The 19,524-nt window shown below is 69.2% G+C and carries 21 protein-coding genes, 1 tRNA gene and 2 pseudogenes; 14 read left to right on the top strand and 10 right to left on the bottom strand.

Annotated elements, in window-relative coordinates; genetic code table 11:
- Positions 1 to 14 precede the first annotated feature (14 nt).
- From DJ019_RS04815 to rimM, 6 genes are all read left to right on the top strand, one after another.
- Positions 15 to 1,244, top strand: coding sequence for a CaiB/BaiF CoA transferase family protein (locus DJ019_RS04815; protein WP_111274867.1), 1,230 nt, complete (start codon positions 15 to 17; stop codon positions 1,242 to 1,244).
- 72 nt (positions 1,245 to 1,316) lie between these two features.
- Positions 1,317 to 1,568 (top strand): hypothetical protein, encoded by a 252-nt coding sequence (locus tag DJ019_RS04820; protein ID WP_111274868.1) that lies wholly within the window; start codon positions 1,317 to 1,319, stop codon positions 1,566 to 1,568.
- A 26-nt stretch (positions 1,569 to 1,594) separates the two neighbouring features.
- The gene (locus DJ019_RS04825; RefSeq protein ID WP_111274869.1) at positions 1,595 to 2,146 is read left to right on the top strand and encodes a P-loop NTPase family protein; all 552 of its coding nucleotides are present in this window, start codon (positions 1,595 to 1,597) and stop codon (positions 2,144 to 2,146) included.
- 164 nt (positions 2,147 to 2,310) lie between these two features.
- The gene (gene ffh / locus DJ019_RS04830) at positions 2,311 to 3,843 is read left to right on the top strand and encodes a signal recognition particle protein (RefSeq protein ID WP_111274870.1); all 1,533 of its coding nucleotides are present in this window, start codon (positions 2,311 to 2,313) and stop codon (positions 3,841 to 3,843) included.
- Between the two features lie 24 nt (positions 3,844 to 3,867).
- Positions 3,868 to 4,383, top strand: coding sequence for a 30S ribosomal protein S16 (gene rpsP, locus DJ019_RS04835; protein WP_111274871.1), 516 nt, complete (start codon positions 3,868 to 3,870; stop codon positions 4,381 to 4,383).
- 11 nt (positions 4,384 to 4,394) lie between these two features.
- The gene (rimM, locus tag DJ019_RS04840) at positions 4,395 to 4,904 is read left to right on the top strand and encodes a ribosome maturation factor RimM (protein WP_111274872.1); all 510 of its coding nucleotides are present in this window, start codon (positions 4,395 to 4,397) and stop codon (positions 4,902 to 4,904) included.
- Positions 4,905 to 4,913: 9 nt separating this feature from the next.
- Here the strand turns inward: rimM and DJ019_RS04845 are convergent, their stop codons facing one another.
- Complete coding sequence (locus DJ019_RS04845) at positions 4,914 to 5,540, bottom strand: trimeric intracellular cation channel family protein (RefSeq protein ID WP_111274873.1); 627 nt, start codon at positions 5,538 to 5,540, stop codon at positions 4,914 to 4,916.
- Between the two features lie 50 nt (positions 5,541 to 5,590).
- The gene (locus tag DJ019_RS04850; protein WP_111274874.1) at positions 5,591 to 6,544 is read right to left on the bottom strand and encodes an ABC transporter ATP-binding protein; all 954 of its coding nucleotides are present in this window, start codon (positions 6,542 to 6,544) and stop codon (positions 5,591 to 5,593) included.
- An 86-nt stretch (positions 6,545 to 6,630) separates the two neighbouring features.
- On the opposite strand from DJ019_RS04850, the gene DJ019_RS04855 reads away from it, so the two are divergent.
- Together DJ019_RS04855 and DJ019_RS04860 are read left to right on the top strand one after the other, a co-directional pair.
- Positions 6,631 to 6,924, top strand: a complete 294-nt coding sequence (locus DJ019_RS04855) for a zinc-finger domain-containing protein (protein WP_111274875.1) — start codon at positions 6,631 to 6,633, stop codon at positions 6,922 to 6,924.
- Between the two features lie 81 nt (positions 6,925 to 7,005).
- Entirely contained in the window at positions 7,006 to 7,827 is an 822-nt protein-coding gene (locus tag DJ019_RS04860) for an enoyl-ACP reductase FabI (RefSeq protein ID WP_111274876.1), read from the top strand.
- A 3-nt stretch (positions 7,828 to 7,830) separates the two neighbouring features.
- Here DJ019_RS04860 and DJ019_RS04865 read toward each other — a convergent pair whose 3' ends face one another.
- The 3 genes from DJ019_RS04865 to DJ019_RS04875 are packed head-to-tail and all read right to left on the bottom strand — an operon-like array spanning position 7,831 to position 11,193.
- Positions 7,831 to 8,439 carry a TetR/AcrR family transcriptional regulator gene (locus tag DJ019_RS04865; protein WP_111274877.1) on the bottom strand — a complete coding sequence of 203 codons (609 nt, stop codon included), beginning with the start codon at positions 8,437 to 8,439 and terminating at the stop codon, positions 7,831 to 7,833.
- A complete protein-coding gene (locus DJ019_RS04870) occupies positions 8,439 to 10,076 on the bottom strand; it encodes a DHA2 family efflux MFS transporter permease subunit (RefSeq protein ID WP_420849838.1) in 1,638 nt (545 codons plus the stop codon). The genes DJ019_RS04865 and DJ019_RS04870 overlap by 1 nt, the downstream gene beginning before the upstream one ends.
- 4 nt (positions 10,077 to 10,080) lie before the next feature.
- The gene (locus tag DJ019_RS04875; RefSeq protein WP_111274878.1) at positions 10,081 to 11,193 is read right to left on the bottom strand and encodes an HlyD family secretion protein; all 1,113 of its coding nucleotides are present in this window, start codon (positions 11,191 to 11,193) and stop codon (positions 10,081 to 10,083) included.
- 162 nt (positions 11,194 to 11,355) lie between these two features.
- Here DJ019_RS04875 and DJ019_RS04880 point away from each other — a divergent pair, with 162 nt between their 5' ends.
- Positions 11,356 to 12,609 carry a UbiH/UbiF/VisC/COQ6 family ubiquinone biosynthesis hydroxylase gene (locus DJ019_RS04880; protein ID WP_111275474.1) on the top strand — a complete coding sequence of 418 codons (1,254 nt, stop codon included), beginning with the start codon at positions 11,356 to 11,358 and terminating at the stop codon, positions 12,607 to 12,609.
- Here the strand turns inward: DJ019_RS04880 and DJ019_RS04885 are convergent, their stop codons facing one another.
- The 4 genes from DJ019_RS04885 to DJ019_RS04900 form a co-directional block, all read right to left on the bottom strand.
- Positions 12,610 to 12,804, bottom strand: coding sequence for a Trm112 family protein (locus DJ019_RS04885; protein WP_111274879.1), 195 nt, complete (start codon positions 12,802 to 12,804; stop codon positions 12,610 to 12,612).
- A 10-nt stretch (positions 12,805 to 12,814) separates the two neighbouring features.
- Entirely contained in the window at positions 12,815 to 13,471 is a 657-nt protein-coding gene (locus DJ019_RS04890) for an LON peptidase substrate-binding domain-containing protein (protein ID WP_111274880.1), read from the bottom strand.
- Between the two features lie 9 nt (positions 13,472 to 13,480).
- Positions 13,481 to 14,395, bottom strand: coding sequence for a thioredoxin family protein (locus DJ019_RS04895; RefSeq protein WP_111274881.1), 915 nt, complete (start codon positions 14,393 to 14,395; stop codon positions 13,481 to 13,483).
- A 68-nt stretch (positions 14,396 to 14,463) separates the two neighbouring features.
- Positions 14,464 to 14,982 (bottom strand): prolyl-tRNA synthetase associated domain-containing protein, encoded by a 519-nt coding sequence (locus DJ019_RS04900; RefSeq protein ID WP_111274882.1) that lies wholly within the window; start codon positions 14,980 to 14,982, stop codon positions 14,464 to 14,466.
- A gap of 321 nt (positions 14,983 to 15,303) precedes the next feature.
- On the opposite strand from DJ019_RS04900, the pseudogene DJ019_RS21735 reads away from it, so the two are divergent.
- From DJ019_RS21735 to DJ019_RS04920, 5 genes and pseudogenes are all read left to right on the top strand, one after another.
- Positions 15,304 to 15,738: pseudogene (locus tag DJ019_RS21735) on the top strand (Npun_F0296 family exosortase-dependent surface protein); the annotation flags it as partial.
- A gap of 27 nt (positions 15,739 to 15,765) precedes the next feature.
- Positions 15,766 to 15,864, top strand: a pseudogene (locus DJ019_RS21640) (PEPxxWA-CTERM sorting domain-containing protein); the annotation flags it as partial.
- 130 nt (positions 15,865 to 15,994) lie between these two features.
- Positions 15,995 to 16,738 carry a DUF6065 family protein gene (locus DJ019_RS04910; protein WP_111274884.1) on the top strand — a complete coding sequence of 248 codons (744 nt, stop codon included), beginning with the start codon at positions 15,995 to 15,997 and terminating at the stop codon, positions 16,736 to 16,738.
- 92 nt (positions 16,739 to 16,830) lie between these two features.
- A tRNA-Gly gene (locus tag DJ019_RS04915) sits at positions 16,831 to 16,905 on the top strand.
- Positions 16,906 to 17,036: 131 nt separating this feature from the next.
- A complete protein-coding gene (locus DJ019_RS04920) occupies positions 17,037 to 18,014 on the top strand; it encodes an NAD(P)H-dependent flavin oxidoreductase (protein WP_111274885.1) in 978 nt (325 codons plus the stop codon).
- 46 nt (positions 18,015 to 18,060) lie between these two features.
- Here the strand turns inward: DJ019_RS04920 and DJ019_RS04925 are convergent, their stop codons facing one another.
- The gene (locus DJ019_RS04925; protein ID WP_133255246.1) at positions 18,061 to 19,503 is read right to left on the bottom strand and encodes an SH3 domain-containing protein; all 1,443 of its coding nucleotides are present in this window, start codon (positions 19,501 to 19,503) and stop codon (positions 18,061 to 18,063) included.
- Between the last annotated feature and the right edge of the window lie 21 nt (positions 19,504 to 19,524).

Below are 19,524 nucleotides of genomic sequence, written 5' to 3' on the forward strand. Positions count from 1 at the left end.
GAGGGGAGAGACCGATGGGCGCCAAGACCCACGCCAGCCAGACCCTGGCCGACAAGCCGACCGGACCGCTGAGCGGCGTCCGCATTCTGGACCTGACCAGCGTGGTCAACGGGGCCTATGGCGTCCAGATCCTGGCCGACCAGGGCGCCGACGTGATCAAGGTCGAGGACCCCGGCTCGGGCCGAGGCGAGGGCGGCGACATCATGCGCTGGGCCGGCCACCTGCCCGAGGGCGCGCCGAAGGGCATGGGCCCCATCTTCCTGACCATCAACCGCAACAAGCGTTCGATCGTCCTCGACATGAAACAGGAGAGCGCCAAGCGCGCCCTGCGCCGGCTCATCAAGTCGTGCGACGTGATCGCCAGCTCGATCCGCTACGACGGCATGAAGCGCCTGGGCCTCTCCTACGAGGACGTCGCCGCCATCAAGCCGGACATCATCTTCGTCCACGCCGCCGGCTACGGCTCGGATGGGCCCTATGCGGGCGAGCCGGCCTACGACGACCTGATCCAGTCCGCCTCGGGCATGGCCGACATCCTGCCGCGCACCGACGGCAACCCGGTTCCCCGCATCCTGCCGACCCTGGTGGCCGACAAGGTCTCGGGCCTCTTCTTCTCCCAGGCGGTCACCGCCGCCCTCTTGCACAAGGCGCGCACCGGCGAGGGCCAGTTCGTCGAGGTGCCGATGTTCGAGTGCGTGACGAGCTTCCTGCTGGTCGAGCACCTCTACGACCACACCTTCGCCCCGCCGACCGGCCAGTGGGGCTACCAGCGGGTGATCAACCCCAACCGCAAGCCGTTCGCCACCAAGGACGGCTACATCGGCCTCCTGCCCTACACCGACAGACAGTGGGACCAGTTCTTCGACGCCGCGGGGTACGGCGAGCAGGTGAAGAACGATCCGCGCTTCGCCGACTATTCCACCCGCGCCAAGCACACCAAGGAGCTCTACGGCCTGATCGAGCAGGCCGCCGCCACCAAGACGACCCAGGAGTGGCTGGATATCCTCAAGCCCCTGTCCATCCCGGTGGTGAAGACCAACGGCCTCGCCGACCTGGACGAGGACCCGCACCTGAAGGCCGTCGGCTTCTTCGAGACCTACGAGCACCCCGAGGTCGGGACCTACCGGCTGATGAAGCCGCCGGTGAAGTTCTCGAAATCCCCCGCCAATATCCGCCGCCACCCGCCGAAGCTGGGCGAGCACACCGACGAGATCCTGGCCGAGTTCGGCGCCCACGAGGACTGAGCCGATGCGCCTTGACGGGATCACCTCCGAAAGGCTCCATCACCAGACGCCATTGTGGAGGACACGCGCGCCATGATGTTCGTCCGGGGCATCTGGTTGGTCCTCACGCTTGGCGCATTCGCAGGCTTCATCTGGTCGCTTGGCCGCCTGCAGACCGTCCGCTTGGCCTTGCTTCATGAGGCGAAGCTCTACGGGACGGTCCGCGAAGGGGCGGCGAGCGGGGCGCAGACGCAGCGCAAGGCCGGCTGGCGCGCTGGCGTACTGGCCCTCTGTTGCTTTGCGGCCCTGGGTGGGCTGATCGGGCTGTCCCACCTCATCTTCTAGTGGCGTTCGGCAAGGCAGAAACAAAGTTGCGGGTCGCGGTGGTCGGGACGTCCGGGTCGGGCAAGACCACCTTCGCCGGCGCGCTGGCGAAGGCGATGGGCGTGCGCCACATCGACCTCGACGCCGTCACCTGGCAGCCGGGCTGGATCGCGCTGCACGAGACCGACCCGCCGGAGTTCCTGCGACGGGCCGCGGCGCTGATGGGGGAGGACGCCTGGGTGAGCTGCGGCAACTACGTCACCTCCCGTCCGCCGCTGCTGGCGCGGGTCACCGACCTCGTCTGGCTGGACTATCCGCGGAGCCTCGTCATGTGGAGGGTGATCCGCCGCTCGTTCGGGCGGGCGGTCAGCGGGCGGGAGCTCTGGCCCGGCACCGGCAACCGCGAGGACTTCCGCCGCTGGCTCGACAAGGGGCACCCGATCCGCTGGGCCTGGGACACCTACCGGCGCCGGAAAATACAGTACGAAGGCCTGTTTGCTGATCCGGCCCTCGGCCACCTCCGGAAGCACCGGGTGACCCACCCCCGCCAGGCCGAGGCGCTGATGGCCGCGCTCTCGCGCCGCGCGGCGATTCCTTGACCTGAGTTCTCCACAGGGGCATAAGCGCGCCCTTCCGGCGCCAACCTTGGTCAGCGCCCTCCACCGCCACGACCCCCATATGTTTATGGGACGAGGGCGGCGAGGCCCCCCGTCGACGTGATCGTCCACGGGGGTCGACTGCGTTTGGGGCTATAGAGGTTTCGATGTTCGACGCGCTAACCGATCGGCTTACAGGGGTTTTCGACCGGCTCTCCGGTCGTGGCGTGCTGTCCGAGAAGGACGTCGACGAGGTGATGCGCGAGATCCGCGTCGCGCTCCTCGAAGCCGACGTGGCCCTGCCGGTCGTCCGCGACTTCATCGCCAAGGCCAAGGACGCCGCCACCGGCGAGGCGGTGATCCGCTCGGTCCGCCCGGCCGACCAGGTGGTGAAGATCACCTACGACGGCCTGGTCGAGATGCTGGGCGGCGAGGGCGAGCCCGAGAGCCTCAACCTCTCGCTCAACCCGCCGACCGTGATCCTGATGGCCGGCCTCCAGGGCTCGGGCAAGACCACGACCGCCGGCAAGCTGGCCCTGAAGCTGGTCAAGGACCGCAAGAAGGTCCTGCTGGCCTCGCTCGACACCCGCCGCCCGGCGGCCATGGAGCAGCTCGGCATGCTGGCCGAGCAGGCGGGCGCCAGCTTCCTGCCGATCGTCGCCGGCCAGTCGGCCCCCGACATCGCCCGCCGCGCCATGCAGGCGGCCAAGCTCCAGGGCTTCGACGTCCTGATCCTCGACACCGCCGGCCGCACCACCATCGACGAAGCGATGATGAGCGAGGCGGCCGAGATCGCGAAGATCGCGACCCCGTCCGAGACCCTGCTGGTCGCCGACGCCCTCACCGGCCAGGACGCGGTCCGCACGGCCAAGGCCTTCCACGAGCGCCTGCCGCTGACCGGTCTCGTCCTCACCCGCGCCGACGGCGACGGCCGCGGCGGCGCCGCGCTGTCCATGCGCGCGGTCACCGGCCTGCCGATCAAGTTCCTCGGCGTCTCCGAGAAGATCGACGGCCTCGACGCCTTCGACGCCGCCCGCGTGGCCGGCCGCATCCTGGGGCGCGGCGACGTGGTGGCGCTGGTCGAGAAGGCCGCCCAGGAACTGGACATGGCCAAGGCGGAAGCCACGGCCAGGAAGCTCGCCAAGGGCCAGTTCGACCTCGACATGATGGCCGACCAGCTCTCGCAGATGAAGCGCATGGGCGGCATGGAAGGCATGATGGGCCTGCTGCCCGGCGTGCAGAAGATGAAGCGGCAGATCGCCGAGAGCGGCCTGACCGACAAGACCTTCGACCGCCAGCTCGCGATCATCTCCTCGATGACCAAGGCGGAGCGCAAGAAGCCCGACATCCTGCAGGCCTCGCGCAAGCGCCGCATCGCCGCCGGCTCGGGCGTCGACGTGGCCGAGGTGAACCGCCTGCTGAAGCAGCACCGCCAGATGGCCGACACCTTCAAGGCGCTGAGCAAGAACGGCGGCAAGGGCCTGGCCCAGATGGCCCGGATGCTCGGCGCCGGCGGCCCCGACATGGACCCGCAGAAGCTGGCCCAGCTCACGGGAGGCCAGGCGCCGACCCCGGAGCAGATGGAACAGATCGCCGGCAAGCTGAAGGGCCTCGCCGGCCCTGGCATGCCGAAACTACCCGGACTTCCCGGCCTTGGGGGCGGCGGACTGCCCCCGGGCTTCAACCCGTTCAAGAAATAGAACTAGACCAAGGACTTAACGACAATGCTGAAGATCCGTCTCGCCCGTGGCGGCGCCAAGAAGCGCCCCTACTACTCGATCGTCGTCGCCGACAGCCACTCGCCCCGCGACGGCCGCTTCATCGAGAAGGTCGGCTCGTACAACCCGCTGCTCAAGAAGGACGACCCGAACCGCGTCGTCCTGAAGGTCGAGCGCATCCAGGAGTGGCTCAAGAAGGGCGCCCAGCCCACCGACCGCGTCGCCCGCGAACTCGGCAAGCTGGACCTCGTGAAGTGGGCCGCCGGCAACAACCCGAAGAAGGGCGAGCCGGGCCAGAAGGCCAAGGAGCGCGTGGAAGAGCGCGCCCAGCGCGAAGCCGACCGCAAGGCCGCCGAGGAAGCCGCCAAGGCTGAGGCCGCCGAGGCCGCCGCCGCCGCTGCCGCCGCCCCGGCCGTTGAAGAGGCTCCGGCCGAGGAAGCTGCTCCGGCCGCTGAGGAAGCCCCGGCCGCCGAAGCCGCCGCCGAGGAAGCTCCCGCCGCCGAAGGCGAAGCTCAGGCCTAAGGCGATCCTGGGTGAGCGACGATCTCATCCAGGTGGGCCGCGTCGCGGGCGCCTTCGGGGTCCGCGGCGAGGTCCGCATCACCAGCTTCACCGCGGACCCCGTGGCGTTGCTGGACTATCGCGATCTGAAGCGTGAGGACGGCGCGCCCGCCCTCACGCTGCTCGCCGGCCGCCCGGCCAAGGGCGGGATCGTCGCCCGCGCGAAGGAAATCGAGACCCGCGAACAGGCCGAGGCCTTGCGCGGCCTCAAGCTCTTCATTCCCCGCTCGACCCTGCCCGAGACGGATGACGAGGACGAGTTCTACGTCACCGACCTGATCGGCCTCGCCGTCGAGACGCCCGAGGGCGAGCCGCTGGGCGCCATCCGCTCGGTGCAGGACTTCGGCGCCGGCGACCTGCTCGAGATCCTGCCCCCCGAGGGCGGCGCGACCTGGTACCTGCCCTTCACGAAGGAAGCCGTCCCCGAGGTGCGCCTCGCCGCGGGCAAGGTGATCGGCGTGCGGCCTCAGGAAGTGGAATAGCCCTACCGGTCACTCCGGCGGCGTGCGCCCCGGGAAACCCGGCATCTGCCAGTGGAACAGAATGGCCCCTGCGCGAACGGCGAAGGCGGCCAGGAATCCGGCCAGTCCGCTCACCATGGGCGGCAGGTCGAGGGCGTGCAGCCCCACGAACACCGACGCACCCAGCAAAGCCGGCGTCACATACAGCTCGCGCCGCAGCAGCACAGATGGCTCGTGCGCCAGGATGTCCCGGATCACCCCGCCGAAGGTGGCGGTCAGCACCCCCATCACCACGGCCGGCAGCGGCGGCACGCCGAGCGACGTCGCCTTCAGCGCCCCGAAGGCCGCATAGGCGGCCATCCCCAGCGCATCGAGCCAGAGCAGCAGCCGCTCGCCCCGTCGCCCCCAGCCCAGCAGCCACACCGCCCCAGCCGCCGCCAGACAGACGGCCAGGTACTCCCATCGGGCGATCCAGAACACCGGCGCGTCGATCAGAAGGTCGCGCAGCGTCCCGCCGCCGACCCCGGTCACCGCCGCAAAGAAGCCGAAGGTGATGATGTCGTGCTTGCGCCGCGCCGCGGCCAACGCCCCCGAGGCGCCGAAGACCGCGATCGCCGCGTAGTCCAGAATGGTCAGGGCCTGGCCGAGGGCGTCCATGGCCGCGTTGTGCGGCGACGCGGGCGGGGTGGCAAGCCGTGTGGGCGGCCTCAGACGGCTGCCGCTTCCTCCGCCGCGTACGTGAGGGACACGAACACGTCCTCCAGGTCGGGATCCTCGGTGGAGATGTCCTTGATGTGCAGGCCGGCGGCGCGGATGGCCGCCAGCACCTGCTCCACGCTGGACTGGCCGGTCCGATAGCTGACGGAGAAGCCACCCGACTTCAGCAGCCGCGTCTCGAATCCCGGCAGCTCAGGGGTGGCGGTCAGCGGCTCCTCGGGCGTGACCAGCACGTTGCGCGTGTCCATCCTGGCGAGCAGCGTGGTCGTGGGCTCGCAGGCGACAACCAGACCCTTGTTGATGATGGCGATCTGGTCGCAGAGCTCCTGGGCCTCTTCCAGGTAGTGGGTCGTCAGCACGATGGTGACGCCCTTGCGGTTCAGCTCCAGGACGTAGTTCCAGAGCTGGCGGCGCAGCTCGACGTCGACGCCGGCCGTAGGCTCGTCGAGGATCAGGACCGGCGGATTGTGGACCATGGCCTTGGCCACCATCAGCCGGCGCTTCATGCCGCCGGAGAGCTGGCGGACATAGGCCTTGGACTTGTCGGCGAGGCCCAGGGCGGCCAGCAGCTCGTCGGTGCGGCGCTCGCTCTTGGGCACGGCGTACATGCCCGCCGCCACCTCCAGCGCCTCGCGCGGGGTGAAGAAGGGGTCGGCGGCGATCTCCTGCGGCACCACCCCGATGGCGGCGCGGGCGTCGCGCGGCTCGCGGTCGATGTCCCGGCCCCAGATCTTCACTTCGCCCGAGGTCTTGCGGCAGAGACCGGCGAGGATGTTGATGAAGGTGGACTTGCCGGCGCCGTTCGGCCCCAGCAGGCCGAAGATCGAGCCGCGGGGGATGGCGAGGTCCAGGCCCTTCAGCGCCCGCATCTCGGGCGTGGTCTTGGTGGCGGCGTAGGTCTTGATCAGGCCCTTGGCCTCGATGGCGAATTCCGGAAGATCCATGGGGTCCTGTCGTTGACGGGCTAAGGCCGCCTCGCATACCTAGGCGCGCTCCGCCTCCGCGCCAAGCGGGCGGAAAGAGGTTCACCATGGCTACCAAAGTCCGCAAGAAGGCCGCCCAGGTCCAGCCCGAGCCGGCGCCCGCCAAGCCCGCGCTGACTCCCTCCCACGCGGCGCCCGAGACGATCTACGTCCATTCGGGCCGCATCGCCTGCGACGGCGTCGGCGGCGCCCTTGGCCATCCGCGCGTGTGGCTGGAGATGGGCGAGGCCGTCTTCGTCGAGTGCCCCTACTGCGACCGGCGCTTCGTGCTCTGCGAGGGCGAGGGCCGCGAGGACGAGGTGCTGGCCCCCGGCGTCTACGAAGGCCCGCACGGCCACTGACGGACGCCTCGCGGGGCGGGCTGGGATGGCCATGCGCCGCGCATCGTCCTAAACCCGCCTCGAACGAGGGAGAACGTCACAGTGGCCGACGACTATCAGATGCCGACCGGGACCCTAATGAAGGGCAAGCGCGGGATCGTCACCGGGGTCGCCAACCATCAGTCAATCGCCTGGGGCATCGCCAGCCAGCTCGCCGCCCAGGGCGCCGAGATGGCCTTCCTGCACCTGCCGGGCATGGAGCGCCGGGTGCAGCCCCTGGCCGAAAGCATCGGTGTGAAGGTTCTCGCGCCGGTGGACGTGACCGACGATGCGGCCATGGATACGGCCTTCGGCACGGTGAAGGAGGCGTTTGGCCAGATCGACTTCTTCGTCCACGCCATCGCCTTCGCCAACAAGGACGAGCTGAAGGGCAGCTTCGTCGACAACACCACCCGCGAGGGCTTCCTCCGGGCGATGAACATCTCGGCGTTCAGCTTCGTGGACTGCGCCCGGCGCGCGGCCGCCATGATGCCCGAGACCGGCGGCTCGATCCTGACCCTGACCTACATGGGCTCGGAGCGCGCGATCCCGAACTACAACACCATGGGCGTGGCCAAGGCCGCGCTGGAGGCCTCGGTCCGCTACGCGGCCCGCGACCTGGGGCCGAAGGGCATCCGGGTGAACGCTCTGTCGCCGGGCGCCATGAAGACCCTGTCGCTGGCGGGGATCTCCGGCGGCCGCGGCATGCTGGCCAAGGGTCGGTCGCTGTCGGCCATGAAGGAAGACACCGCCATGGAGGGGGTCGCCGGCGCGGCGCTGTGGCTGCTTTCGGACCTTGGCCTGTCCACCACGGGCGAGTGCGTCCACGTGGACGCCGGCTTCCACATCATGGGCTTCTCGGACGACGAGGGCGGCGAGGGCTGATCCCTACGGGGCGTAGGCTCGCATGAAGCGAGCCGCCGCCTCGGTGGCGATCCGTTCGATCGCCGGCGCGTCCAGGTTCCGCTCCACGCCCAGCAGGGCGGCGGTCTGGTACGAGCCCAGGACCATGCCGGCGAAAAACTCGGCCGCCTCCTGCGCATCGGGACACGCGAGCCGCCCGGCGCCGGTCTCGAGCGCGAGAAATTCGGCCAGCCGCCGACGGGTGGAGCGCGGACCCGCCTCGTAGATCGCGGCGGCCACCTCGGGCATCTCCAGTGCGCCCAGCATCGCCATCCGCATGAAGGCGGCGCTGCGAGGAGTCAGGATCGACCCCAGCATGCCCCGCGCGAAGTCGGCCAGCGCCTCAGCCGGGTGCTCGGCCGCATCCGGCGCCTCCAGCGAGGCGGTGATCTCGTGGACTCGACGGGCCGTCACCGCCCGCATGAGGTCGGCTTTCGAGCCGTAGTGATTGTAGATCGTCTGCTTGGAGACGCAGGCGCGGCGGGCGATGTCTTCCATCGGCGCCGTCACCCCGCGCTCGGCCAGCACCTCGACGGCCGCATCCAGGATGGCTTCGTTCTTCGAGACGTCGATCTGCCCCGGCGCGCGCGCCATCAGTGGCCTCCCGCCGGCTTGGGCGCCGGACCGGCCTGGATCTTCACCGGCCGCGTGAAGAACGCCAGGCCCAGAGCCAGCCAGCAACCGATGGCCAGGAAGGCGAAGGCGTCGCCGAAGGCCAGCACCGCCGCCTGCTTGTGCAGCATGCCACTCATGGCCTTTCGGGCGACGGCTTCCGGATCGGCCGTGCCGCCCGCCGTCATCATCTGGGTGAGACCGTCGAGCAGCGCCGCGCTGTTGGCGTTGGCCATGCTCGCTGCGCTGGCCAGCTCCATGTAGTGGACCGCCGTCTGGTGGCTGAGGATCGTCGTCAGCAGCGCGAGCCCCACGGCGCCGCCCACGTTGCGCGTCAGGTTGATCAGGCCCGAGGCGTCCTTCATCTGGGTGACGGGGAGCGAGGCCACGCTCATCTGCTGCGAGGCGATCATGGCCAGCATCACGCCGAGGCCGCGCACCGCCTGCAGGGTGAAGAACTCCCAGAAGCCCCACTCGTCCGTCACGCGCGTGCCGAGCTGGATCGCCCAGGCGGCCATGGCGAAGCCCACCACCATGGAGATGCGCAAGTCCATCATCCGGACGATCCGGCCCGCGATCGGGGAGGAGACGAACATGGCGAGACCCGACACCAGCATCGTGGTGCCCACCTCGGCCGAGGAAAATCCGCGGATCTGACCGAGGAAGATCGGCATCAGGAAGGTGCCGCCGAAGAGACTGATCCCCGTGACGAAGGTCATCAGGATGCCCAGCGCGAAGTTCGGATCCCGGAAGGGCTTCAGGGACACGATCGGCTGCCAGTAGGCGAGCTGGCGCCAGATGAAGGCGACGCCCGTGATCACGGCCGTGACGGTCAACCACAGAATGAGGGTGTCCTCGAACCAGTTCTCGCTCGCCCCCTCCTCGAGGACGTACTGCATGGAGAGCAGGAATACCGCCATGAGGATGAGGCCCCACCAGTCGATCCCCTTCGACAGGCTCGGGTCGCCCTTGTCGAAGTCGGCGTAGCGGCCGACGAGGAAGATCACCAGCACACCCACCGGGATGTTGATGAAGAACAGCCAGCGCCAGCTCAGCAGGTCGGTGAGATGTCCGCCGAGCGTTGGACCGATCGTCGAGGACAGCGTCACGATCAGGCCCACGATGACGTTGGCGGTCACGCGGCGCTCGGGCGGGAAGACCGTCATGGCCGTGGCGAAGACCGGCGGGATCATCGCCCCCGCGAACAGGCCCTGAAGCGCACGGAAGCCGATCATGAGCGGCACGGAGGACGACAGTCCCACCGCCGCGGAGGTTATGACGAAGCCGATGACGGCGCCCACATAGACCGCGCGGGTGCCCCACATCTTGGTCAGGTAGGCGGTGAGCGGCATGATCACCACCTCGGCCAGGAGGTAGATGGTCTGCACCCAGCTGATCTCGTCGGCGGTGGCGCCAATGCCCGACTGGATCTGCACCAGCGAGCTGGCCACGATCTGAATGTCGAGCATGGCCATGAACTGGCCGATGACCATCCCGCCGAAGCCGAGGAAGACCTTGACCCAGTCCACATATGCGCCATCCGCCCCCAGCACGGCGGGCGGGGGCGCGGGCGGCGGCCGGGGCCGCTTGCCGCCGGAGGGAAGGACCGCGTCGGTCACGGGATCAGCGCTGCGCGCCCTGGCGGGCGAGGCGGGTCGCCGCGTCGGAAGCGCCGGACTCGGCGAACGAGGGCCCCGTGTCGCGGGTCACATCCACCTTCACCTTCAGCGACAGGCCAGGACGCAGGCCGCCAGCCAGCTTCTGGTCGCGATCGATGGCGATGCGGACCGGCAGGCGCTGGGTGATCTTGGTAAAGTTGCCGACCGCGTTCTCAACGGGGATCAGGGCGAACTCCGCCCCAGTGGCCGGCGCGAACGACGCCACCCGGCCACGGATGGCCTCGTCGCCGAAAGCGTCGGCGCGGATCTCCACCGGTTGCCCGATGCGAAGGCGCGCGACCTGGGTCTCCTTGAAATTGGCGACCACATAGGCCTGCTGCAGCGGGACCAGGCTCATCAGCGCGCCGCCGGGACGGACGTATTGCCCGACCCGCACGCTGCGGGCCCCGACCACACCCGCCGTCGGCGCGCGGATCTCGGTCCGGGAAAGATCGATGCGGATCTGCTCGGCCGCCGCGCGCGCCGCCGCCGCCTGGGCCAGGCTCTGAGCCCGGGCGGAGCCCAGCGACTCCGCGACCCTACGCTCGGCCTCCAGGGCGGCCTGCGCCTGAGTGACGCCGGCGACAGCCTGCTCCTGCGTCGTGCGGGCGGTCTGGGCCCGCTGGGTGGAGACCCAGCCGGACTTCGCAAGCTGGCCATAGCGGTTCAGCTCGGACGTCGCCCACTTCGCCTGGGCTTCGGCGCTGGCCACCGCGGCGGCCCGCTGGGCGATCAGCGCCTGTTCCAGGCGGGCCTTGTCGTCCACAGCCGCGACCGCCGCCTCCAGGGCCTGGGCGCTGGCCTCGGCCTGGGCGAGCCGCGCCCGGATGGTGGCCGGATCGATGCGGACCAGCACCTGGCCGGGGGTCACCGCCTGGTTGTCGTCCACCAGGACCTCGGCCACATAGCCGTCCACGAGCGGTGCGATCGTCACCTTGTCGGCCGCGACGAAGGCGTTGTCTGTCGTCTCGTATTTCTGACGTTCGGCCCACCAGAGCCCGCCGCCGACGGCGACCGCCAGCGCGGCCAGCCCCCCCGCGGCCAGGGGAACGACGCGACCCTTCGGCAAACCGGCCATTCGAAAATCCAGTCCCGCACTGAAAATTGGACTACGCAGTCCATTCTCTTCGAAAATGGAGACGCGAACCGCCTGTCGCAAGCGAAATATGGACGCATCGGTCCAGTCTTGGCGGCCCGCGGCGACTGGACGCGGCCGGTCTTTTCATGGCCTATCCGCGCCATGAGCGAAGGGTTCGACGCGGACGTCATCATCGCCGGCGCTGGCGTGGCCGGGGCGACCCTGGCCCTGGGGTTGGCCCAGGGCGGGCTGAAACCCCTGCTGATCGATCCCGTGCCCTTCGAGAGCCAACTGGCGCCCACGTTCGACGGGAGGGCCTGGGCGATCGCCTACGCGGCCTACCGCCAGTGGCGCGCGCTTGGCCTCGCGGAGGCGCTGGATCCCCACGCCCAGCGGATCGAGCAGATCCTGGTCACCGACGGCCGCACGCCCGGCGCGGCGGCGGCGGCGCAGACGCCGTTCTTCCTCCGGTTCGATTCCGACGAGATCGCCGACCGGTCCGATGGCGAACCGCTTGGCTACCTCCTGGAGAACCGCCACGTCCGCGCCGCGGTAGCGGACGCCCTGGCGGCGGCAGGCGTCGAGGTCCTGGCCCCGGCGCGCGTCGCCTCGGCGACGTTCGGGGCGCGCTGCGCCGAGGTGACCCTCGCCGACGGCCGCGTGCTGAGGGCGCCGCTTGTAGTGGGAGCCGAAGGTCGCGGCTCGATCATCCGCGAGCAGGCCGGCATCGGCGCCATCGGCTGGGACTACGGACAGACCGGCGTCGTGGCGACCGTTCGCCTCGAGCGTCCGCACGAGGGGGTGGCGCACGAGTACTTCCTGCCCGGCGGGCCCTTCGCGATCCTGCCCCTGACCGACAACCGCGCCAGCCTGGTGTGGACCGAGAGCGCGGCGCGGGGGGCGGCGCTGAAGTCGGCGCGGCCTGAGATGTTCCAGGCCCACCTGGAACGGCGCTTCGGCGACTTCCTGGGCGACGTCCAGGTGGAGGGTCCGGTCTTCGCCTATCCGCTGAACCTGCAGCTCGCCGAGCGGCTCGCAGCGCCGCGCGTGGCGCTACTGGGAGACGCCGCCCATGGCGTGCACCCGATCGCCGGTCAGGGGCTGAACCTGGGCCTGAAGGGCTCGGCCGCACTCGCCGAAACACTGGTCGAGGCCGCGCGTCTCGGCGAGGACATCGGCTCGGAAGTCGTCCTGGAGCGCTACGCCGCCTGGCGAAGGTTCGACACGGTGATGCTGTCCGCCGGCATGGACGCCTTCGTGCACCTGTTCTCGAACGACAACCCGCTGCTGCGCCTGGGTCGCGGGATCGGCATGGCCGCGGTCAACCGGATCGCGCCGGCCCGCCGCTTCTTCATGCACGAAGCCGGCGGCGCCGTCGGCGACCTGCCGAAGCTGCTGCGCGGCGAGGCGCTGTAGCTACTCGCCCTCGTCCAGGGCGCGCGCTTCCTCGGGCAGCATGATCGGCACGCCGTCGCGGATCGGATAGGCAAGGCGGGCGCCCCTGCTGATCAGTTCGCCCTTCTCGCGGTCGTAGTCCAGCGGCCCGCGGGTGACCGGGCAGACCAGGATCTCCAGCAGGCGGGGATCGACGGCGGCGTTCGTTTCGCTCATGGACCTCGTCCTACTGCAGCGACGGCCGCTCGTCATCCGCGTCGCTGGCGTCGATTTCCAGCAGCGTCGTCAGCGTCTCGAACCGGGCCGGAAGGTCGGGAACCTCCAGGAAAGCCTGCTTCTCGGCCGGCTCGAAGGGCAGGCCCATGCAGAGGCTGTTCACCAGCGCCTCGAGCGGCGCCCCGCTGGCGGTGTCCCAGTCGATGTCCAGTTCGCGCCGGTTCAGGTAGCGCTTGAGCGCGGTGGCGAAACGCGCGCGGGCAGGGGCCGCCACCTCGACCTCTTCGTCGCGCGCGAGATCGCCGGCGAACCGATCGTATCTCGCCCGCACCTGGCGATAGGGCAGGCGCAAGTCGAGTTCCTCGCCGACCTCGAAGCGGCACACGCCCGTGAGGGTGATCAAATAGCGGCCGTCCGACGTCTCGGCATAGCTCGTGATCCTTCCGAGGCAGCCCACGTGTTCCAGGATCGGCCGGGCCCGCGACCCACCCCGGGTCTGAACCATGCCAATGACCCGGTCCCCAGCCATCGCGTCATCGACCATGTTCAGGTAGCGCGGCTCGAAGATCTGCAGCGGCAGGTCGCCGCCGGGCAGCAGCAGCGCCCCGTCCAGCGGGAACACCGGGATGAGCTGCGGCAGTTCCGACGTCTGGCGATAGGACGCCATGGCGCACCCTCAGCTGAACAGTATGGCGGACAGTTTGCGGCGGCCCTGCTTGGCGACATCCGACATCGGACCGGCGGCCTCGAAGATGGTGAGCAGCTGCTTGCGGGCCGCCTGCTCGTTCCATTCCCGATCGCGGCCGATGCTTTCGATGAGCTGGTCCGCCGCCTCCATCAGCCGGTTCTGGCCGGCCAGGGCCTTGGCGTACTCCAGGCGCGCCTCATGGTCGTCAGGGTCGGCGGCCAGACGTCGTTCGAACTCCGCCGTCTCCGATGGCGCCTCGGCCGCCAGCGTCAGCGCGGCGCGCACCGCGTCGATGTCGGGGTCCTTGGCGTCCTCCGGCGCCATCTCCAGCACCTCCGCCGCGCGCTCGAGGTCGCCGGCCTGTTGGTAGAGGCGCGCGAGACCGCCGATCGCCTTCACGTTCGAAGGGTCCATCTGCAGCACCTGAGCATAGGCCTGGGCGGCCCCGCCCATGTCGCCGAGCTCGAGGGATTCCTTGGCGAGCGCCAGCAGGTCGTCCACCGGCGAGCCGCTCCCGCCGCCGCCCATACCAGCGATGCGGTCGATGAACTGCTTCACCTGGCTGTCGGGCAGGGCTCCCATGAACCCGTCCACGGGCCGGCCGTCCACGAAGGCGAACACGGCCGGGATCGACTGAACACGGAGCTGACCCGCGTAGGCGGGGTTCCGGTCGATGTCGATCTTCACCAGCTTCACCGCGCCCTTGGCGGCCAGGACCGCCTTCTCCAGCGCCGGGCCAAGCTGGCGGCATGGGCCGCACCATGTCGCCCAGAAGTCGACGATCACTGGCGTCGTCTTCGACGCCTCGACCACGTCGGCCATGAAGCTCTGGTCGGTGGCGTCCTTGATGAGGTCCGCCTTGTTGGCCGCCGGTTGGCCTTGGGTTTCCCCGATCAGGGTCATGCCCGTCCGTTCCTTGTAGGTGAGAGTCTAACGTCCTGCCGCCAAGATGGTCGCAACCGGCCCGCGCTTCAACGCGCGAGCGGCTCGACGACCGCCATGGCCTCGAAATCCACCACTATCGGCTCCACGCCGATAGCAGCCAGGAACCGCCGCAAGCCCTCCTGGCTGACGGTCGTGGTCGCGGTGTTGGTCAGGGGGTGGAAGTTCACAAGCTCCGCCTCGGCCAGCGTTCGGTCGAGGACGAACCTCACCCGGCGGCCGCTGTCGTTCAGCAGGCCGAAGGCCGTCACCGAGCCCGGGGCCACCCCCAGCGTCTCCGCCATCAGCTCGGCATTGCCGAACGACAGCCGGGCCGAACCGATTACGGTGTGCAGCTTCTTCAGGTCGATCCGCGCGTGGCCCTCGGCCGAGACGAGCCAGAGCTGGCCCTTGGCGTCCTTGAGGAACAGGTTCTTCGTGTGCGCGCCCGGTATCCGGGCCTTGATCTCCTCGCCCTCGTCCACGGTGAACACCGCGGGGTGATCGTGGGTGGTCTGTTGCACGCCGTGGTCGGCGAGAAAGTCGAGCAGATCATCGCGAGCGAGCATGCCCCGTAATGCGATGCCCGCCCGTCAGGGGGCAACCGCCTTGGCGCGCGATAGAAGCAAGCTCCTGGTGTGAAACGGGTTGCAATTCCCTTTTCTGGCGATTCGATTCGACGAACGGCGTTTCATTAATGTATCGTTAACACGATGCCTTCGCGGCCACAGGGCCGAATGTTGGGGAGTCGGAAGATGAAGAAGCTAACCGTTGCCATGTCGGCTGTCGGCCTACTGTTGGGAGGGGCCAGCTCCGCGTCCGCTGCTGTCTCCTGGCTCGAATCCGAGGCGAACAACCTCTACGGCGCGCCGCTCAAGTACGGCCAGACGATGCTGCTCGACTTCGACGGCATCCCCAACGCCAATGTCAGCTACGTCGGCAATGTTCAGAGCCTGGAAAATCCGGTGAGCGACTCCGCCGCGCCGCCGGTTACCGGCGGAACGACCATCTGCTGCGCCGGTGGCAATCCCTACGACGCGGACCCGACGCTATACGCCTCGGTCCAGGGCGGCCAGACGGGGATTTTCTCCGCCCTGAACGGCTACTTCCTGACGTCGTTCAGCTTCTACATGGGCTCGCCGGACACCTATAACCGCGTGAGGTTCAACTACGTCGGGGGCGGATTCGACGAGTTCGTCGGCGAAGACATCTGGGGCGGCACCCCGGCGGGCACCGGCGACCGGACGCAGGGCTACCGCGTCTACTACGACTTCGGTGGCTCGAGGGTCAGCTCGATCGAATTCTCGTCTACTCAGGACGCATTCGAGTTCGATGGACTCGCGGGCACGCTGGCCGTGCCGGAACCCGGCACCTGGGCGCTCATGATCCTCGGCTTCGGCAGCGCGGGCGCCATGCTCCGCAGCCAGCGCCGTCGCATCGTCGCGGCCTGACGCCAGACGTTCCACTGCATTCACGGCAGGCCCCGGATCGCGCCGCGATCCGGGGCCTTTGCTTGTGTGCTGGACGCCGCGCGCCCGCCGCGCTTAGAGGGGCCGGCAACAGTCAGCGCAGGCGAGGGCCATGGAACTGGAATGCTTCCCCACCACCGAACGGCCGCCCGAGCTGATTCCCGGGCGCCCGCAGCGGGCCTGGATGGACCGTTTCGCCTCGCGCCATCCCTATCGATGCCTGCCGCTGTCGATGGCCAACTGTTCGGGCTGGGAGCTGCTCTGTCCCACCGCCTTCACCGCCGAGTGGAACGGCGGGAACATGCAGACCGACATCACCCTGACGCCCGATCACCCGAACCCAGACTTCCACAAGCTGGCCACCAGCCACTTCAGCCATGGGGTCCTGACCTTTCACTCTGGCTACCTGTTCCGCACGCCGCCGGGCTGGTCGATGTGGGTGATGGGGCCGCCCAACCACGTGAAGGACGGCATTCAGCCCCTGGCCGGCGTGGTCGAGACCGACTGGCTGCCCTTTCCCTTCACGATGAACTGGATCTTCACCCGGCCTGGCCGGGTGCGGTTCGAGAAGGGCGAGCCCTTCTGCTTCATCACCCTGCTGCAGGACCACACCCTGCACGAGATCCAGCCGGTGATCCGGCGCATGGATTCCGACCCCGAGCTTCGCCACCAGTACGACGTCTGGGAAAAGCACCGCAGCGAGTTCAACCAGAAGATCTTCCGCGGCGATCCCGAGGCCACCAAGGAGGCTTGGCAGCGATTCTACTTCAAGGGCGAGTTCCCCGAGGAAGCGGGCGCGCCGAACCCGGAAGGGCACATCAACAAGCGCCGGCTGAAGGCTCCGAAATTCCGCTGAAAATTCTCTTCGGAGAGGCGCTTGCAAACCGGAAAGCGGTCTGCCATAAGGCCGCCTCTCGCATTTGGGGGCCACAAAAACCCCCACGGAGCGCGGGCGTAGCTCAGGGGTAGAGCACAACCTTGCCAAGGTTGGGGTCGGGCGTTCGAATCGCCTCGCCCGCTCCATTTTGCGAGAGTCTCAGACTCTGCCGTACCTAGCGGAAGACACGAGGCCTTCGGGCCTCGGAGCGATGGCGCGCGGGCTGAAAGCCGGCTAGTTCCCTATCCAAAGCAACGCCGATGGCAGGGGAACGACCATGAAGACGCGCATCACCGAAATGCTGGGCATCCGCCACCCGATCGTGCAGGGCGGCATGCACTATGTGGGTTTCGCCGAGATGGCGGCGGCGGTGTCGAACGCCGGCGGCCTGGGCGTCATCACCGGCCTGACCCAGGGCACGCCCGACAAGCTGCGGGCCGAGATCGAGAAGTGCCGCGGCCTGACCAACAAGCCGTTCGGCGTGAACCTCACCTTCCTGCCTGCGGTGACGCCGCCCGACTATCCGGGCCTGGTGCAGGTGATCATCGAGAGCGGCGTGAAGGTGGTCGAGACCGCTGGCAACAATCCGCAGAAGTACCTGCCGGCTCTGAAGGACGCCGGGATCAAGGTGATCCACAAGTGCACGTCCGTCCGCCATGCCCTGAAGGCCGAGGCCATCGGCTGCGACGCGGTCAGCGTCGACGGCTTCGAGTGCGGCGGCCACCCGGGCGAGGACGATGTGGCGAACTTCATCCTGCTGCCGCGCGCCGGCGAGGAGCTGAAGGTGCCGTTCCTGGCCTCGGGCGGCATGGCCGACGGCCGCAGCCTGGTCGCCGCCCTGGCCATGGGCGCCGACGGGATGAACATGGGCACCCGCTTCATCGCCACCAAGGAAGCCCCGGTGCATGAGAACGTGAAGCAGGCCCTGGTGGCCGCGAGCGAGCTCGACACCCGCCTGATCATGCGCCCGCTGCGCAACACCGAGCGCGTGCTCAACAACGCCGGCGTGGAGCGCCTGCTGGAAAAGGAGCGCACCCTTGGGGACAAGCTGACCTTCAACGACATCGCGCCCGAAGTGGCCGGCGTCTATCCGAGGATCATGCGCGATGGCGAGATGGACGCCGGCGGCTGGTCCTGCGGCCAGGTGGCCGGCCTGATCCACGACATCCCCTCGGTGCAGGAGCTGATCGACCGGATCATGAAGCAGGCCAACGACATCATCCGTCAGCGGCTGGTCGGCCTGCTCGACGACTGACGGCCTCGGGCGGGCCCGGTCGCGCGCCGGCCGGGCCTGGCCGGTCTCAGCTCCAGCGCCAGTTCGAGAGCATGGCGTAGAAGACGTTGTCCCGCCGCTGTGCGGCCTGGATGTCGGTCATCAGCGCGCCGAGGCGGCCCTTGCCCTCGTCACGCGCGACGATGACCTGGCGGTTGTAGGCGCGAATGTTCGTCGGGCCGGCCACCGCCGGGGGAGCGGGCGCAGCGGCGGCAGCCTTGGGGGGCGGGCCCTTGCCACGCCCCTTTCCTGCCGCGGCTGTCTGGACGGGAGCGGCGGGCGCGGAACCGGGCGGCCCCACCTCGGCGGCCCGGACATAGCCGGTCTCGCCCTCCACATCGACTTCCCACCAGCCGCCCTCGGCATTGGCCGTCTTGGCCTGCAGCGCCGTGCCCACCGGCAGGTTGCGGACCGGAGCCGCCGAGGCCACCGGCCCGGAGCGGAGCACAGCGACCCTGGTGGTCACGAGTGCGGCCGGCGCGGCGGCGGGCGCGGACGCCTGCTGGGGCGCGCCTCCGGACGAGGCCGCGCCTTTCGGCATGGACAGCCGCGTCACCTCCGGCGCGGCGGCGTAGGCCGGCGCCTGGCCACCCAGCACATCGGCTTCGGACGCCCCATCGGTCATGGCGCGGCCCTGGGTGAAGGTCTTGGCCATACCTGTGTGCTGTTCGACCACGCTGCCGGTGACGTCGATATCCTTCTTCAGGTCGCTGATCAGTTCGGTGCGTTCGCGCCTGATCGCCTTGCGATCCTTATCGTTGCTGGCGCTGGCGAGGCGGGTGTTGATGTCGTTGAGCTGTCGGCTGCGGCATTCCACGAGGGCGTTGCCTGAATCGGAGATCTGGCGCGCCACCTCGAGCTGGCGACCGGCGTCCTGGTCGATGTTGTGCGAGGCCTTCCTGAGGTCGCCGCCCGCCTCTTCTTCCTTGAGCTTGGCGTAGGCGTCGGCCGTGGCGACGATGGCCACCAGCACCGCCAGCGCCGCGTAGGCCTTGCCGTTGTCGCCGCCGCCGAAGCCGCCATAGCTGGTGACGCCAGGCACATAGAGGCCGGACGCGCCGGCCAGCATGTCAGGGCCGAACATCAGGCCCGACGGCGCCGGAGCCGCCCCGCCGGTCTGCTGCTGGGCCGCGCTCTGCATCGCAAGGCCGCCGACGGCCCCCATCAGGCTGCCCATGCCCCCCATGCCGCCGAAGCCGCCACCCCGGCCGCCGGGAAGGCCGATGTTGCCGCTGGCCACGCCCTTGGCGAGCACCATGGCGCCGGACTTGAGGCCCTCGCCGATGGCCTTGCTCATCTTCGAGCGCTTGAGGTCGTCATATTCCTTGTCGAGCTTCACGAGTGGCGCCCGCTCGGCCGCGCAGGCGTCCGCGTCCTTCTTCTGCGCCAGCACCGGCTGGGCCGTGACGCCGAGAAGGGCGATCACGCTCACCGCCACCCTCAACCGCCGATCGTTGCGAAGCCTGTCCATATCGTCCCCCATCATCCTTGC

The organism is Phenylobacterium kunshanense (genome assembly GCF_003254525.1).
Taxonomy (GTDB): domain Bacteria; phylum Pseudomonadota; class Alphaproteobacteria; order Caulobacterales; family Caulobacteraceae; genus Phenylobacterium; species Phenylobacterium kunshanense.

Excerpts from the sequence above, each read along its gene's own strand:
- DJ019_RS04890 (WP_111274880.1), bottom strand. The coding sequence starts at position 13,471 with ATGGCGTCCTATCGCCAGACGTCGGAACTGCCGCAGCTCATCCCGGTG.
- ffh (WP_111274870.1), top strand. The coding sequence starts at position 2,311 with ATGTTCGACGCGCTAACCGATCGGCTTACAGGGGTTTTCGACCGGCTC.
- DJ019_RS04920 (WP_111274885.1), top strand. The coding sequence starts at position 17,037 with ATGAAGACGCGCATCACCGAAATGCTGGGCATCCGCCACCCGATCGTG.
- DJ019_RS04895 (WP_111274881.1), bottom strand. The coding sequence starts at position 14,395 with ATGACCCTGATCGGGGAAACCCAAGGCCAACCGGCGGCCAACAAGGCG.
- DJ019_RS04885 (WP_111274879.1), bottom strand. The coding sequence starts at position 12,804 with ATGAGCGAAACGAACGCCGCCGTCGATCCCCGCCTGCTGGAGATCCTG.
- DJ019_RS04910 (WP_111274884.1), top strand. The coding sequence starts at position 15,995 with ATGGAACTGGAATGCTTCCCCACCACCGAACGGCCGCCCGAGCTGATT.
- DJ019_RS04855 (WP_111274875.1), top strand. The coding sequence starts at position 6,631 with ATGGCTACCAAAGTCCGCAAGAAGGCCGCCCAGGTCCAGCCCGAGCCG.
- DJ019_RS04925 (WP_133255246.1), bottom strand. The coding sequence starts at position 19,503 with ATGGACAGGCTTCGCAACGATCGGCGGTTGAGGGTGGCGGTGAGCGTG.
- DJ019_RS04900 (WP_111274882.1), bottom strand. The coding sequence starts at position 14,982 with ATGCTCGCTCGCGATGATCTGCTCGACTTTCTCGCCGACCACGGCGTG.
- DJ019_RS04815 (WP_111274867.1), top strand. The coding sequence starts at position 15 with ATGGGCGCCAAGACCCACGCCAGCCAGACCCTGGCCGACAAGCCGACC.
- rpsP (WP_111274871.1), top strand. The coding sequence starts at position 3,868 with ATGCTGAAGATCCGTCTCGCCCGTGGCGGCGCCAAGAAGCGCCCCTAC.
- DJ019_RS04820 (WP_111274868.1), top strand. The coding sequence starts at position 1,317 with ATGATGTTCGTCCGGGGCATCTGGTTGGTCCTCACGCTTGGCGCATTC.
- DJ019_RS04865 (WP_111274877.1), bottom strand. The coding sequence starts at position 8,439 with ATGGCGCGCGCGCCGGGGCAGATCGACGTCTCGAAGAACGAAGCCATC.
- DJ019_RS04845 (WP_111274873.1), bottom strand. The coding sequence starts at position 5,540 with ATGGACGCCCTCGGCCAGGCCCTGACCATTCTGGACTACGCGGCGATC.
- DJ019_RS04875 (WP_111274878.1), bottom strand. The coding sequence starts at position 11,193 with ATGGCCGGTTTGCCGAAGGGTCGCGTCGTTCCCCTGGCCGCGGGGGGG.
- DJ019_RS04880 (WP_111275474.1), top strand. The coding sequence starts at position 11,356 with ATGAGCGAAGGGTTCGACGCGGACGTCATCATCGCCGGCGCTGGCGTG.
- DJ019_RS04850 (WP_111274874.1), bottom strand. The coding sequence starts at position 6,544 with ATGGATCTTCCGGAATTCGCCATCGAGGCCAAGGGCCTGATCAAGACC.